The sequence below is a fragment of the Streptomyces roseochromogenus subsp. oscitans DS 12.976 genome, from assembly GCF_000497445.1.
GTDB lineage: Bacteria > Actinomycetota > Actinomycetes > Streptomycetales > Streptomycetaceae > Streptomyces > Streptomyces oscitans.
Genome location: NZ_CM002285.1, coordinates 7,021,336 through 7,036,540 on the forward strand (window position 1 = coordinate 7,021,336; position 15,205 = coordinate 7,036,540).

General features: G+C 70.2%; 12 protein-coding genes. 5 read left to right on the forward strand and 7 right to left on the reverse strand.

Translation table 11 applies throughout. The annotated features are described in order from the left end of the window. The first annotated feature begins 246 nt into the window (after positions 1–246). Positions 247–1,608, forward strand: coding sequence for a type I glutamate--ammonia ligase (glnA, locus tag M878_RS80035; protein WP_023551265.1), 1,362 nt, complete (start codon positions 247–249; stop codon positions 1,606–1,608). Between the two features lie 190 nt (positions 1,609–1,798). Here glnA and M878_RS97835 read toward each other — a convergent pair whose 3' ends face one another. Beyond that, positions 1,799–1,936, reverse strand: coding sequence for a hypothetical protein (locus M878_RS97835; protein WP_023551266.1), 138 nt, complete (start codon positions 1,934–1,936; stop codon positions 1,799–1,801). Between the two features lie 183 nt (positions 1,937–2,119). Here M878_RS97835 and M878_RS80040 point away from each other — a divergent pair, with 183 nt between their 5' ends. After that, positions 2,120–2,860 carry a class I SAM-dependent methyltransferase gene (locus tag M878_RS80040; protein WP_023551267.1) on the forward strand — a complete coding sequence of 247 codons (741 nt, stop codon included), beginning with the start codon at positions 2,120–2,122 and terminating at the stop codon, positions 2,858–2,860. Positions 2,861–3,288: 428 nt separating this feature from the next. Here the strand turns inward: M878_RS80040 and M878_RS49355 are convergent, their stop codons facing one another. From M878_RS49355 to M878_RS80055, 4 genes are read right to left on the reverse strand one after another with little or no spacing between them, the layout of a single operon-like run. Next, positions 3,289–3,588, reverse strand: coding sequence for a hypothetical protein (locus M878_RS49355; protein ID WP_023551268.1), 300 nt, complete (start codon positions 3,586–3,588; stop codon positions 3,289–3,291). Between the two features lie 54 nt (positions 3,589–3,642). Then, positions 3,643–4,662: a TolB family protein gene (locus M878_RS80045; RefSeq protein ID WP_023551269.1), complete on the reverse strand. Its 1,020-nt coding sequence runs from the start codon at positions 4,660–4,662 to the stop codon at positions 3,643–3,645. Then, complete coding sequence (locus M878_RS80050; RefSeq protein ID WP_023551270.1) at positions 4,659–5,927, reverse strand: MFS transporter; 1,269 nt, start codon at positions 5,925–5,927, stop codon at positions 4,659–4,661. Before M878_RS80050 ends, M878_RS80045 begins: the two co-directional genes overlap by 4 nt. Position 5,928: 1 nt before the next feature. Then, a complete protein-coding gene (locus tag M878_RS80055) occupies positions 5,929–6,816 on the reverse strand; it encodes an alkaline phosphatase family protein (protein ID WP_023551271.1) in 888 nt (295 codons plus the stop codon). A gap of 642 nt (positions 6,817–7,458) precedes the next feature. Between M878_RS80055 and M878_RS80060 the strand changes: the two genes are divergently transcribed. Continuing rightward, the gene (locus M878_RS80060; protein WP_023551272.1) at positions 7,459–10,473 is read left to right on the forward strand and encodes a bifunctional [glutamine synthetase] adenylyltransferase/[glutamine synthetase]-adenylyl-L-tyrosine phosphorylase; all 3,015 of its coding nucleotides are present in this window, start codon (positions 7,459–7,461) and stop codon (positions 10,471–10,473) included. A 31-nt stretch (positions 10,474–10,504) separates the two neighbouring features. Here M878_RS80060 and M878_RS80065 read toward each other — a convergent pair whose 3' ends face one another. Both M878_RS80065 and M878_RS80070 read right to left on the reverse strand, forming a co-directional pair. After that, positions 10,505–11,383, reverse strand: coding sequence for a phosphatase PAP2 family protein (locus M878_RS80065; protein WP_023551273.1), 879 nt, complete (start codon positions 11,381–11,383; stop codon positions 10,505–10,507). Positions 11,384–11,451: 68 nt separating this feature from the next. Beyond that, positions 11,452–12,486, reverse strand: a complete 1,035-nt coding sequence (locus M878_RS80070; RefSeq protein ID WP_031226310.1) for a LacI family DNA-binding transcriptional regulator — start codon at positions 12,484–12,486, stop codon at positions 11,452–11,454. A 311-nt stretch (positions 12,487–12,797) separates the two neighbouring features. On the opposite strand from M878_RS80070, the gene M878_RS80075 reads away from it, so the two are divergent. Together M878_RS80075 and M878_RS80080 are read left to right on the forward strand one after the other, a co-directional pair. Further along, entirely contained in the window at positions 12,798–14,075 is a 1,278-nt protein-coding gene (locus tag M878_RS80075) for an extracellular solute-binding protein (RefSeq protein WP_023551275.1), read from the forward strand. A 105-nt stretch (positions 14,076–14,180) separates the two neighbouring features. Then, positions 14,181–15,185 (forward strand): carbohydrate ABC transporter permease, encoded by a 1,005-nt coding sequence (locus M878_RS80080; RefSeq protein ID WP_023551276.1) that lies wholly within the window; start codon positions 14,181–14,183, stop codon positions 15,183–15,185. The last annotated feature ends 20 nt before the right edge of the window (positions 15,186–15,205 follow it).

The following is a 15,205-nucleotide window of genomic DNA, read 5'->3' on the forward strand; positions in this document are numbered from 1 at the left end:
TTAAATGAACGTGGTTTCGCTCACGCGTCGCATGGGTTCGGCCATTACGGATGTCAGTCCGAGCAGGCAAGATGGGCGACAGAGCAGTACACCTGCCGTACGAGAGGCGTTCAGGCCGAAGACGCCCGGGCGATCAAGGTCCGCAACGCGCACGAAATGGTGTTGTGGTGTGATGCCCAGGTGCCCGACCGTCGTCCGGGGGCACCCGGAAAGGCGGCCTGACCAGCAAGGATGGGGAAGCGGAAGATGGACAAGCAGCAGGAGTTCGTGCTCCGGACGTTGGAGGAGCGCGACATCCGGTTCGTACGCCTGTGGTTCACGGACGTGCTGGGCTTCCTCAAGTCCGTCGCCGTGGCCCCCGCCGAACTGGAGCAAGCCTTCGACGAGGGCATCGGCTTCGACGGCTCCGCCATCGAGGGCTTCGCCCGGGTCTACGAGTCCGACATGATCGCCAAGCCGGACCCCTCCACCTTCCAGGTCCTGCCGTGGCGCGCGGAGACCCCCGGCACGGCCCGCATGTTCTGCGACATCCTCATGCCGGACGGCTCCCCGTCCTTCGCGGACCCGCGCTACGTCCTGAAGCGTGCCCTGGCCCGCACCTCCGACCTGGGCTTCACCTTCTACACCCACCCCGAGATCGAGTTCTTCCTGCTGAAGGACCGCCCGCTGGACGGCTCCCGCCCCACCCCGGCCGACAACTCGGGCTACTTCGACCACACGCCCACCAACGTCGGCATGGACTTCCGCCGCCAGGCGATCACCATGCTGGAGTCGATGGGCATCTCGGTGGAGTTCTCCCACCACGAGGGCGCCCCGGGCCAGCAGGAGATCGACCTCCGCTACGCGGACGCGCTGTCGACGGCCGACAACATCATGACGTTCCGCCTGGTCATGAAGCAGGTCGCGCTGGAGCAGGGCGTCCAGGCGACCTTCATGCCGAAGCCTTTCTCCGAGCACCCCGGCAGTGGCATGCACACCCACCTCTCCCTCTTCGAGGGCGACCGGAACGCGTTCTACGAGTCGGGCGCGGAATACCAGCTCTCCAAGGTCGGCCGCTCCTTCATCGCGGGCCTGCTCAAGCACGCGGCGGAGATCTCGGCGGTCACCAACCAGTGGGTGAACTCCTACAAGCGCATCTGGGGCGGCTCCGAGCGCACCGCGGGCGCCGGCGGCGAGGCCCCGTCGTACATCTGCTGGGGCCACAACAACCGCAGCGCCCTGGTCCGCGTCCCGATGTACAAGCCCGGCAAGACCGGCTCCGCGCGCGTCGAGGTCCGCTCCATCGACTCCGGCGCCAACCCCTACCTGGCCTACGCCCTCCTGCTGGCCGCCGGCCTGAAGGGCATCGAGGAGGGCTACGAGCTCCCGCCGGGCGCCGAGGACGACGTCTGGGCCCTCTCCGACGCCGAGCGCCGCGCGATGGGCATCGAACCCCTCCCGCAGAACCTCGGCGAGGCCCTCGCCCTGATGGAACGCAGCGACCTGGTCGCCGAGACCCTCGGCGAGCACGTCTTCGACTTCTTCCTGCGCAACAAGCAGGCCGAGTGGCACGAGTACCGGAGCGAGGTCACGGCGTTCGAGCTGCGGAAGAACCTGCCGGTGCTGTAAGCGCAGGTCAGGGCGGGTTTACTGCGTATACGGTGCGTGGGGCCGACGGTCGTGGACCGTCGGCCCCTGTGCGTCTCGCGGTCCCTGGGCCGTCTCTGGGCCGTTGCCACGGATGCTGACCCTCGTCCCGCTCCGCCCGCGCTGCGCCGACGCACACCCACGCGTGGACCGGGCCGGGACCATGAGTCGATCACTGGACATCGCGGTCATGAAGGGGAGGGTGGTCGCTAAGGACGGCGGGACGGCTCAGCTTGCCGAGGGCGTCCTTCAAGGCCGCATGGTCGAGCGCGAGGAGTCGGCCGAAGAGCGCACCGAGGTTGTCTGTCATCCGCTCGAACCCGTACGCCCCGCCCGTGCGCGAAGCCGAAGCGGTGGCCGGATCTTTGTGGCTTCTGCCAGTACGAGGGGCTGCCGGAGTGCGGGAAGACTGCCCGTCAGAGGCTGCGGCCTGCCCCGGGGCCGGGGGGGCCGAGTCCTAAGGACCTGACGAAGCACAGGGGAGGACGGCACGGTGAGCGCGCAGCAGTATGACGAGATCGGTGAGGCGTACGAGGGCTTCAAGTCCCTGCCGCTGGAGCAGTACGTGGTGGTGCCCGGTTTCCTGGCCATGGTCGGGGGCGTGAGCGGCAAGTCGGTCCTCGACCTGGCCTGCGGCACCGGCTTCTACAGCAGGGAGTTCAAGCGGCGCGGCGCCACGGAGGTGCTCGGCATCGACATCTCCGGTGAAATGATCGCCGTGGCAGAGGAGTTGGAGAAGCACAACCCGCTGGGCGTGCGCTACGAGGTGGGCGATGTGTCCGAACTGCGCCCCCTGGAGCGGCGCTTCGACATCGCCCTGGGGGCCCATATGCTCAACTACGCGGAGGGCGTCGCCGCCATGGAGCGGATGTGCCGGAACGTGCACCGGAGCCTGGAGCCCGGCGCCGAGTTCTTCGTGCTCGCCCAGTCACCCGACTTCCGCTTCGACGGGCCGCCCCCGGACAAGTACGGCTTCCGCACCGAGCTGACCGGCGAGGAGGCCGAGACCGGACCGCGCGTGCGGACCACGGCGCTGCTCGACCCGCCGATCGGGTTCGTCAGCACCCTCCCGCGCCGTGAGGCCTACGACGAGTGCCTGCGGGCGGCCGGATTCGGCGAGTTGACCTGGATCCCGCTGGAGGTGTCCGACGCCGGCGTGCGGGAGTTCGGTGCGGACTTCTGGGCGGACTTCCTCGCCAACCCCCCGCTGGAGATGCTGCGCTGCCGCGCCTGACGACCGACCGTCCGCCGGCTGATCGCTCCCGCTCCCGGCCGTCCCGGTCCTTCGCGGGGGCCGGCTGGGCGGCGGACGCCGTCGTCCGCTCGCTGCGGGCGTGTACGACGCGCGCCCGTTGCTGTCATCGGCGGCGAGTTCGGTGGCCGTCCAGGCCGACGCGGTCGCGGCGTCCGGCAGGGCCGACCCGGCGGCCTCGGACGCGGCGGCGGTGGCGCATTCGAGGGTGTGCGGGACGGCGTCGCCGCCGAAGCCGATGCTCGGGTGGATGCCCGGCATGGCGTGGGTGACGGTGCCCATCATCCGGGCACGGCAGCTCCCCGCTCACCCTCACCGCACGGAAGGAATCCCGCCTTCCTCAGACCGGCAGGCCCAAGACCGGCAGGCCTGCCTCGGACCGGGCAGGCCTCCCTCGGCCCCGCGGGCCGTCACTCCGAGTCGGCTTCGGAGTCGGTCTCCTGGAACTGCTGTACGTGACCGCGCTGGGGTTGGGGCTGGGGCTGTACGCGACCGTCGTGGTCGCGGTTGTTGCAGGCGTCGTACACCGGCTGGCTGGTCCCCGGCACGACGAAGGGAACCAGCCCCAGGGCCTGCTGGCAGATCTTGTTCCCGGACAGGGTCCGGCCGGCGATGTTGATACGGCCGTGGTCGCCGTCCTGGGCGTGGGCCGGAGCGGCGAGCCCGAGACCGGCCGCGGTGAGCGCGGCGAGAGCGGTGATCTTCTTCATAGCCTGGTCAACGACTTCGGATCGGCGCAGGTCACGCGGCCGATACCGGTGTGGCTATCCGACGTACGCCGGTGACACGGCGGCCGTACTGATCCGCCGGGGCGCTCCCGACCCGTCCGCCGGAACCTGGTACAGATCGGCGCCGTAGTCCCCCGGCAGCGCGTACACCACCGTACGGTCGTCCCGCCACACCGCCTGGTCGTCCACGCTCCTCCGCTCGGCCAGCGGGGTCTCCCGCAGGGTGCGCAGGTCGAGGACGTACAGATGCCAGGGGGCGTCCTTCGGCAGGCCCTTGACCCGCTTCTTGTAGGCGATCCGGCTGCCGTCGGGTGAGAGCGACGGGCACTCGACGTCGGCGTGCAGGGTCGTGACCGTACGGGCCCGCAGATCGCCCCGCACCAGATAGGTGCTGCCCTGGGTAGCGAGCGTCGCGTAGAAGGTACGGTCGTCGCGGGCGAACGTCACGCCCCAGAAGTTGACGTCCGCCGCCCGGTACGGATGCCCGTCCTTGACGATCCGGAAGTCCTCCAGCGACGGGATCAGCTCACCGCTCCGGATGTCCACGATCTCCGCACGCGTCGAGAAATTCGTACCGGCGTAACTGTCACCGCCCACGAACGCCGTCCAGGCGGCGAAGTGCCCGGTGGGGGAGACCCGGGCGCGGGAGGGGATGCCCGGCACGTCGTACGTGTGGACGGTCCGCAACCGGTCATCCAGAATCAGCGCCCGATACGTGTCCGAAACCGGCCCGTGCACCGCTTGCAGACACACACCCGTCCCCGAAGCGGCGTAGAACCGCAGGCACTTGACGCCGGAGGCGGTACGCGGCCCCGACGGATCGCCGGCCGGAACGCTGACGACCTCGTCCCGGTGCGGCCCCCACGCCATGTTCCGGAAGAGCATCGACCCCCGCCCGGTCAGCGTCACGGTCCCTGGCGTGACCCGCGGACCGCCCGCCTGGGTGTGGTCGCGCCGGTCGGCCCGGGCCGAGGCATGCAGCACAGCAGCGATCCCGACCGCCGCCAGCACGGCGACGGCCGAGATCAGGATCAGGATGCGGTTGCGTACGGTCATGCGGGCGCCGCCCCCTTCGGGCGCTGGGTGAGGGGGAACAGAGCGAACACAGCACTCGCGGCCAGCGCCGCGGCCGCCCCCGCAAGCGCCGCCCGGTCGCCCCACACCGTCCAGGCCGCGCCGAACAGCAGCGAGCAGGCGAACCGGGCGAGCGCCTGCCCGGTCTGTACGAGGGCCAGCCCGGACGAGCGCAGCACCTCCGGCACCCCGTCCGAGGCCGCCGCCATCAGCACCCCGTCGGTGGCCGCGTAGAAGGCGCCGTGCAGGGCGAGGACGACGTACGGCAGAGCGGATCCGTGCCACGCCGCGAGCAGCAGCGCGTACGCGACGAGCAGGGCACCGTGCCCGGCCACGAACACGGACCACCGGCCCACCCGGTCGGCGAGCCGCCCGAGCGGTACCGCGAGCAGCAGGAAGGAGGCGGCCGTACCGAGCGGCAGCAAGGCGAACCACCGGTCCGGCACACCCAGCCGGCGCTGAAGCAGCAGATAGACGAACGAGTCACTCACCGTGGCAAGCCCCAGCAACAGCGCGCACACAGCGATCCGCCGCAGCCCCCGCCGCCGCAACAGGCCCACCGCACCCCGCAGGGTGGGCCGCTCGACCGCGACCGCACCACCCCGCCCGCCCGGCACGAAGAGCACCAGCACCAGGACACCGGCCACCGCGACACAGAAGCTGACGGTGAACACGGCGTCGTACCCGTCCACCGTCGCCCGCAGGATCAGAAAGGCGACCAGCGGCCCGAGCAGCGCCCCGGCCGTGTCCATGGCCCGGTGCACCCCGAAGGCACGCCCCCGGGACTCGGCCGTACTCGACAACGAGATGAGGGCATCCCGCGGAGCGGTCCGCAGCCCTTTTCCCGTGCGGTCGGCGGCGAGGACCAGCCCGATCGGAGTCAGCGAATGAGCGACCAGCAGCAACGGCTTGCACACGGCGGAGATGCCGTATCCGAACCCGGCGACCCACTTGTGCCGCCCACCACCCCGATCGGCGAGATGCCCGCCCACAAGCCGTACGACCGCCGAGAAGCCGTTGTAGACGCCGTCGAGCAGCCCGAACCCCAACGGCGACAGACCGAGCCCGGTGACCAGGTACAACGGCAGCACGGCGGTGACCATCTCACTCGACACGTCCGTCACCAGACTGACCGTTCCGAGCGCGAACACGGTCGGGGCGATCGCGGCACGGCGCCGCCCGGCCACTGGCCGGGCGGCACCGTCCGCGGACGCCGGCGTGCTCGCGCGGCTGTCCGCTACGTACACGTCAGGACGCCCAGATGCCGGTGATGTCCTGGGCGGAGTCCGCGTTGCCCGCGTGCGAGGTCAGCCCCTGGGTGTCCTCCAGGGTGCGCAGCAGGTCGTAGTGGTTGTACGTGGTCGAGCTGGACGACCCGGCCGTGACCGGCTGCCCGTACAGCACGGTCGGGATCCGGTTCCCGCTCAGCCGGTTGTCCTCGTCGAAGGTGACGACGAGCAGGCTGTTGTGGGTCTTGGCCCAACTCGCGTAGCCGCCCAGGTTGTTCTTCAGCCAGGTGTCACCGGTGGACACCGAGCAGTCGTGCATGTCGCTGCACAGGTTGGGGACCACGTACGACATCTGGGGCAGCGTCGAGTAGTCCGTCGGGAACTGGTCGAACGTCATGGCGCTCGACGTCGGCACGTTGCTGAACCCGAACCACGGGTTGTGCTTCTGGGCGTAGTCGCCGCTGCTGCACGAGGTGTCGCCCTGGCCGGGCAGATCCTCGTTGTAGCTGGCCCAGGTGCGGCCGGCGTCGATCACCTCGGACGCCAGGTTCGGGGCCGACGAGAAGCCCGGGTCGACACAGCTGTCATCCGTGATCCCCTGCGTCGAACCGGAGAACATCGCGTAGTAGTTGGGCTGGCTCGGGTGGGTCTCGGCGTACGACTGCGTCAGGTTGGCACCTCCCGACTTCAGCGAGTTGATGTACGGGGCGCTGGAGGAGCCGATGACCTGGCTGTACGCGTGGTTCTCGAAGACCACGACGACCACGTGATCCGGAGTCGGCACGGCGCCCGCGGCGTGCGCGGACTCTGCGCCGATCCCGGTCCACAGCCCGATCGCGGCCGCGGCGAGGGCCGTTGAGGACGCCACGACGGTACGGGCACGGCGGTACACGGAACTGCCGGACACATCAACCTCCGGGTAGGGGACGGGGCTGGCGGTGCGGACAGAGCATGCACACGCCAATATGCCCTCGCCTCACGGCACCCAACCGGGATGGTGAAGATCGGATGAACTACTGCCGCCGACGGTCCCAGCCGCGTACGGCCGGAAGAGGACGCGGCGGGTGGTGTCCGCCCGCGGCGGCCGGCGAAAAGACCGGACACCCCACAACAAAACAGCCCGCCGGCCCGAGGACGGACACCACCCACCGCGGCACCGACTCCCCCCGCCGTAGGCGCGACCCAAACCACGACGCACCCGCGGAGGGTGCCGTGGGCATCCGGCGATGCATCTGCGCAGGGTGCTGAGGGCATCTGGCGACGCACTCGCGGGGGGCATCCGAGGACGCACTCGCGGAGGGTGCTGCGGGCATCCGGTGATGCACCTACGCAGGGTGCTGAGGGCATCTGGCGATGCATCTGCGCAGGGCGCTGCGGGCATCTGGCGACGCACTCGCGGGGGGCATCCGAGGACGCACTCGCGGAGGGCGCCGCGGGCATCCCGCGACGTACCCGCCGAGGCCGCCGCAGGCGTCCCGCGGCGCACCCGCAGACGACTGGTCCGGTTAGGCTCTCGCCAGGGCGACCGAGATCCAAGGGGAGGCCAGCCATGACGCCGGGCCGCAGAAGCAGCACCTTCACCCGCCTGCTCCGACACGGCTTCACCGACCCCTCCGCCGCAGAGCGCCTCCTGGACGGCCCGGAACTCGCCCCCGTCCGCGACGACCCGGTCCTCCTGGAAGCCCTCGGCGCCACCGCCGACCCCGACCTGGCCCTGCACGGCCTCGTCCGCCTCCTGGAGGCCCAGGACGGCCCCACGGCCCACCGCGAACTGCTGGACACCCTCATCGCGGCCAAGCCCCTCCGCGACCGCCTCCTGGGTGTCCTCGGCGCCTCCGCCGCCCTCACCGACCACCTGGCCCGCCACCCGGCAGACTGGCAGGCCCTGGTTATGTACGAGCCGCAGGACCTGCACCCGGGCCTCATGGAGTTCGAGCGCGGCCTGGCCGGCGCCACCGACCCCGTCTCCCTGCGCGTGGCCTACCGCCGCTGCCTCCTCTCCATCGCCGCCCGAGACGTCTGCGGCACCACGGACGTCGCCGAGACGGCCGCCGAACTGGCGGACCTCGCCACCGCCACCCTCCGCACGGCCCTCGCCATAGCGCAGGCACACGCCCCCGAGGACGCCGCCGCCTGCCGCCTCGCGGTGATCGCGATGGGCAAGTGCGGCGGCCACGAGCTGAACTACGTCTCCGATGTGGACGTGATCTTCGTAGCGGAGGCAACCGAAGCCACCACCGAAGCCAAGGCACTCACCTCGGCCACCCGCCTCGCCTCGCACCTCATGAGGATCTGCTCGGAGACGACCGTCGAGGGCTCCATCTGGCCGGTGGACGCCAACCTCCGCCCCGAGGGCCGCAACGGCCCCCTCGTCCGCACCCTCTCCTCCCACCTCGCCTACTACCAACGCTGGGCGAAAACCTGGGAGTTCCAAGCCCTGCTCAAGGCCCGCCCGGTGGCCGGCGACGCGGACCTGGGCCAGGCGTACATCGACGCACTGGAACCCATGGTCTGGACGGCGGCGGAACGCGACAACTTCGTACCGGATGTCCAGAAAATGCGCCGCAGGGTCGTGGAAAACATCCCCGCGTCCGAGATCGAAAGAGAACTCAAACTGGGCCCGGGCGGCCTCCGGGACGTCGAATTCGCCGTCCAGCTCCTCCAGTTGGTCCACGGCCGCACCGACCAGAGCCTCCGCAGCGGCACCACCCTGGACGCCCTCCAGGCGCTGGCCGCCGGAGGCTACGTCGGCCGCGAGGACGCCGCCCGCCTCGACGAGGCGTACCGCTTCCTGCGCAGCATGGAGCACCGCATCCAGCTCTACCGCCTGCGCCGCACCCACCTGGTCCCCGTGGCCGAGGAGGACCAGCGGCGCCTGGGCCGCTCCCTGGGCCTGCGCACGGACCCGGCGGCGGAGCTGATCCGGGAATGGAAGCGGCACACGGGCGTCGTACGCAGACTCCACGAGAAACTCTTCTACCGCCCGCTCCTGGACGCCGTCGCCCAGCTCGCCCCCGGCGAGGCCCGCCTGAGCCTCGAAGCGGCCCGCGCACGCCTGGTCGCCCTGGGCTACGCCGACCCGGCAGCGGCCCTGCGCCACCTGGAGGCCCTGGCCTCGGGCGTGACCCGTAAGGCAGCCATCCAGCGCACCCTCCTCCCCGTCCTCCTCGGCTGGTTCGCCGACTCGGCGGACCCGGACGCGGGCCTGCTGAACTTCCGCAAGGTCTCGGACGCGCTGGGCAAGACCCCCTGGTACCTGCGCCTGCTGCGCGACGAGGGCGCCGCGGCCGAGAACCTCGCCCGCGTCCTCTCGGCGGGCCGCCTCGCCCCCGACCTCCTCATGCGCGCCCCCGAGGCGGTGGCCCTGCTGGGCGACGGTGACGGCACCGGCATGCGCGGAGCCGGCCTGGCGCCCCGCGAGCGCGCCCCCCTGGAGCAGGAGATCCTGGCCGCAGTGGGCCGCGCGGAGAACGCCGAGCAGGCCGTCACCGCGGCCCGTGGCGTACGCCGCCGCGAACTGTTCCGCACCGCGGCCGCCGACATCGTCGGCTCCTACGGCACCGAGACCAGCCCCGCCGAGGCCGACCAGGGCGCCCTGGTGGACCGGGTCGGCGCGGCGGTCTCCGACCTCACCGCCGCCACCCTGGCGGGCACGCTGCGCGCGGTGGTCCGGGAGGGCTGGGGCGAGACGCTCCCCACCCGCTTCGCGATGATAGGGATGGGCCGGTTCGGCGGCCACGAGCTGGGCTACGGCTCCGACGCGGACGTCGTCTTCGTGCACGAACCGCAGGACGGCGTGGACGAGCACGAGGCCGCCGCCGCCGCGAACAAGGTCGTCGCCGAGATGCGCCGCCTGCTCCAGCTGCCCAGCGCCGACCCGCCGCTGCTCATCGACGCCGACCTGCGCCCGGAGGGCAAGTCGGGCCCACTGGTGCGCACCCTGAAGGCGTACGAGGCGTACTACCGCCGCTGGTCCCTGGTCTGGGAGTCCCAGGCGCTGCTGCGCGCGGAACCGGTGGCCGGGGACGAGGACCTGGGCCGCCGCTTCACAGCACTGATCGACCCGCTGCGCTATCCGCGGCACGGCCTGGCGGAGGACGCCGTCCGCGAGATCCGCCGGCTGAAGGCCCGTATGGAGTCCGAGCGCCTCCCGCGCGGCGCCGACCCGAAGCTGCACACCAAGCTGGGCCCGGGCGGCCTGTCCGACGTCGAGTGGACCGTCCAGCTCTTCCAGCTCCGGCACGGCTGGGACCACCCCGGCCTGCGCACCACCCGCACCCGCGAGGCGCTGTCCGCCGCCCGCGAGGCCGGGCTGCTGTCGGCCGAGGAAGCGGAGATCCTGGACGAGGCCTGGGTACTGGCCACCCGGGTGCGCAACGCGGTGATGCTGGTACGCGGCCGGGCCGGGGACACCTTTCCCACCGAGCCCCGCGAGCTGTCCGCCGTGGGCCGCTACCTGGGCTACGGCGCAGGTCACGCGGGAGACATGCTGGACGCGTACCGCCGCACCACGCGCAGGGCGCGCACGGTGGTGGAGGAACTGTTCTACGGTGACGGAACGTGAGGGATCACGCGTAGTCGCTGGTCGCTGGTCGCTAGGACGCTGGGGCCGCGGCCGGTTCGGGTTCGAGTACCCGGGTCGGTACGACTCGCGGCAGCCGGTACGGCAGCGCGCCGTACCACACCCGGGCCACGGTGAAACCGAACGCCAGGCACAGCACACCGCCCACCGCGTCCAGCCAGAAGTGGTTGGCGGTGGCAACGATGACCAGCAGGGTGGTCGCCGGGTACAGCAGGCCCAGCATCCGCACCCAGGGCACGGACGCCAGCGTGAAGATCGTCAGCCCGCACCACATCGACCAGCCGATGTGCATCGACGGCATCGCGGCGTACTGGTTCGACATGTGCTTGAGGTCGCCGGAGGCCATCGAGCCCCATGTGTGGTGCACCAGGACCGTGTCCACGAAGTGCCCGTCGCGCATCAGCCGGGGTGGGGCGAGCGGGAACAGGTAGTAACCGAGCAGGGCCACACCCGTCGTCGCGAACAGCACCAGCCGGGCCGCCGCGTAGCGGCCTGGATGCCATCGGTACAGCCACACCAGGACACCGATCGTGATGATGAAGTGCAGTGTGGCGTAGTAGTAGTTCATCCCGATGATCAACCAAGTCACCGAGTTGAGCGTGTGGTTGACCGACTGCTCGACGGCGATGCCCAGATGGTGCTCGACCCGCCAGATCCAGTCCGCGTTGCGCAGTGCCTCGGCCTTCTGTTCCGGGACCGCGTTGCGGATCAGCGAGTACGTCCAGTAACTCACCGCGATCAGAAGGATCTCGAACCACAACCTGGGCCGCCGCGGAGACCGCAGCCGGCCCAGCACACCCGGCAGACCCCCTCGGTCGTGCTCACCCGTGACGAGCCGCGGAACGGCCACTTCCTCGCGACCTTCCTGCTCTGTCACGGTCGAGTCACTCATAGGCACAGAGTCTGCCAGAAAAGCCTTCCTCGCCAGATCATCCCAAGGTCGGGTCCGCCCCGCACGTTCTACGACGTACGGACGACATTCGGCGCCGAAGCGGTCGAACCGCGCACCACCAACTCCGGCATGAACACGAACTCACTGTGCGGCGCGGGCGTCCCGCCGATCTCCTCCAGCAACGTACGCACCGCGGCCTGCCCCATCGCCGGCACCGGCTTGCGGACCGTGGTCAGCGGCGGATCGGTGAAGGCGATCAGCGGGGAGTCGTCGAAGCCGACCACCGACACATCCCGGGGCACCTCCAGCCCCCGCTGCCGGGCCGCCCTTATCGCACCGAGCGCCATCATGTCGCTGGCACACACCACGGCCGTACAGCGCCGCTCGATCAGTGCCGTGGCCGCCGCCTGGCCGCCCTCCAGCGTGTACAGCGAGTGCTGGATCAGCTCGGTCTCGATCGTCTCGGCGGCGAGCCCCAGCTGGTCGTGCACGGCCCGCACGAAGCCCTCGATCTTGCGCTGCACCGGCACGAACCGCTTCGGCCCGAGCGCGAGCCCGATCCGGGTGTGCCCCAGCGACACCAGGTGGGTCACGGCGAGCGTCATCGCGGCCCGGTCGTCGGGGGAGATGAACGGCGCCTGCACCTTCGGCGAGAACCCGTCCACCAGTACGAACGGCACGCCCTGCGCCCGCAGCCGCTCGTAGCGCTGCATGTCGGCGGTGGTGTCCGCGTGCAGCCCGGAGACATAGATGATCCCGGCGACCCCGCGGTCCACGAGCATCTCGGTCAGCTCGTCCTCGGTCGACCCGCCCGGCGTCTGCGTGGCGAGCACCGGCGTATAGCCCTGGCGGGTGAGCGCCTGGCCGATGACCTGGGCCAGTGCCGGGAATATCGGGTTCTCCAGCTCCGGCGTGATCAGCCCGACCAGCCCCTCGCTGCGCTGCCGCAGCCGCACCGGGCGCTCGTAGCCGAGGACGTCCAGCGCGGCGAGCACGGACTGGCGGGTGGTGGCGGCGACGCCCGGCTTCCCGTTGAGGACCCGGCTGACGGTCGCTTCGCTCACCCCCGCCTGCGCAGCGATGTCGGCAAGCCGTGTGGTCACGGCACCGGACTGTACCGGTCGTATGCCGCCTTGCACACCGACGGGACGCCGTGCACGAGCGGCCGGACGGCCCGCCCTGGGTTGCTGCCTCATCGGGCTCCCTCGAAAGTGATGGCGGCAAGAGCTTGCAGAGTCTTGCACAAGTCTCCTGTGGCCGCTGAGCGGTAACGACAGGGTAACCATCGTGTTCCCTTGCACTTTTTTTCTGCAAGGTCTTTCGCAGCGCTTACAACGCTGTTACGTTCCTGGTCGCCCGGCGGCCGCGACGGCGCAGTCGGCATCACACGGGCTTTCACCCTCAAGGAGAACTCATGCGGCGTGGCATAGCGGCCTCCGCGCTGGTGGCGTCCCTCGCCCTCGCGGCGACGGCCTGCGGCGGCGGGAGCAGCGACAGCGGCGGCAAGGCCGACGGCCCGGTCACCATCACCTGGTGGGACACCTCCAACGCCACGAATGAGGCGCCGACGTACCAGGCCCTGGTCAAGCAGTTCGAGGCGGCCAACAAGAACATCAAGGTCAACTACGTCAACGTGCCCTTCGACCAGGCGCAGAACAAGTTCGACACCGCGGCCGGCTCCAAGGGCGCGCCGGACGTCCTGCGCTCCGAGGTCGGCTGGACCCCGGCCTTCGCGAAGAAGGGCTACTTCCTGCCGCTGGACGGTACCGAGGCCCTCGCCGACCAGGCCAAGTTCCAGCCCAGCCTGATCAAGCAGGCCCAGTACCAGGGCAAGACCTACGGCGCCCCGCTGGTCACCGACACCCTCGCCCTCGTCTACAACAAGGCCCTGTTCAAGAAGGCCGGCATCACCGACGCCCCCAAGACCTGGGACGAGCTGAAGTCGGATGCCGCCAAGATCGACTCCAAGGACAAGGTGTACGGCTACTGGGGCTCCACCCAGGCCTACTTCGCCCAGACCTTCCTCTACGGCGAGGGCACCGACACCGTCGACGCCACCGCCAAGAAGATCACCGTCGACTCGCCCGCCGCGAAGAAGGCCTACGGCACCTGGCTGAGCACCTTCTCCGGGCAGGGCCTCCACAAGGCCGACACCACCGCCGACGCCTACGCCCACATCCAGGACGCGTTCGTCAACGGCAAGGTCGCCGCGATCGTCCAGGGACCCTGGGAGATCACGAACATCTACAAGGGCAGCGCCTTCAAGGACAAGTCCAACCTCGGCATCGCCGTCGTTCCGGCCGGCTCCAGCGGGAAGGCGGGCGCCCCGACCGGCGGCCACAACCTCTCCGTCTACGCCGGCTCCGACAAGGCCCACCAGGACGCGGCCCTGAAGTTCGTGAAGTTCATGACCTCGGCGACCTCCCAGGAGACCATCGCCCTGAAGAACTCCACCCTGCCCACCCGCTCCGACGCCTACACCGCCCAGGTCAAGGCCGACCCCGGCATCGCCGGCTACCAGGGCGTCCTCTCCTCCGCCCAGCCGCGCCCGGCGCTGCCCGAGTACAGCTCCCTGTGGGGCCCGCTCGACACCGAGCTGCCCAAGGTCGCCGATGGCAAGGAGTCGCTGGACCAGGGCCTGAGCAACGCGCAGGTCGCCATCGCCAAGCTGGTGCCCGACTTCAGCAAGTGAGCCCGCGTGGCCGCCGGATCCTCCCGTACGAGATCGGGGGGGAAGGATCCGGCGGCCACCGCCTGTGCCCAGCCCACCCTCTGATCCTCTTGAAGGTGTCGAACCATGACAGTCGCCATCGACCGCGCGACCGGCAAGCGCCGCGGTGACCGCGCGCCTCGGCCCGGGCTGGGGCAGCGCATCAGAAACGGCTACCAGAAGTACTGGTACGCCTACGCGATGATCGCCCCGGTGGTCCTCGTGCTCGCCGTCATCGTGGCCTATCCGCTGATCCGCGGCGTCTACCTGACGCTGACGGACGCCAACAGCCTCAACTCGGCGCGCACGATCGGCGTCAACCACATCGCGGCCACGTACAAGTTCATCGGCCTGGGCAACTACAAGGACATCCTGTTCGGCCCGCTGTCGTACGACCGGTTCTGGTCGCACTTCATCTGGACCGTCGTCTGGACGGCGGCCTGTGTGGCCCTGCACTACACCATCGGCCTGGGTCTCGCGCTCATGCTCAACGAGAAGCTGCGCGGACGCACCCTCTACCGGCTGCTGCTGGTCGTGCCCTGGGCCGTGCCGACCTTCGTCACCGTCTTCTCCTGGCGGATCATGCTCTCCGACTCGGGAGTGATGAACCAGGTCCTGCACGCGCTGCATCTGCCCGAGCCGCAGTGGCTGGAGGACACCTTCTGGCAGCGGTTCGCCGCGATCATGGTCAACACCTGGTGCGGTGTGCCGTTCATGATGCTCTCGCTGCTCGGCGGCCTGCAGTCGATCGACTCCTCGCTCTACGAGGCCGCCGAGATGGACGGCGCGAACGCCTGGCAGCGCTTCCGGCACGTCACCCTGCCGGGGCTGAGGTCCGTCAGCTCCACCGTCGTACTCCTCGGCATCATCTGGACCTTCAACCAGTTCGCCATCATCTTCCTGCTGTTCGGCCCGACCAGCGCCCCCGACGCCCAGATCCTCGTCACCTGGGCCTACTACCTGGGCTTCGGACAGCAGCCGCGTGACTTCGCCCAGTCCGCCGCGTACGGCGTACTGCTGCTGTCGATCGTCACCGTCTTCACCTCCTTCTACTTCCGCTGGCTGAAGCGCAATGACCAGCTCGCCGTCTGACGCCGCAGGAGCCGCCGCCA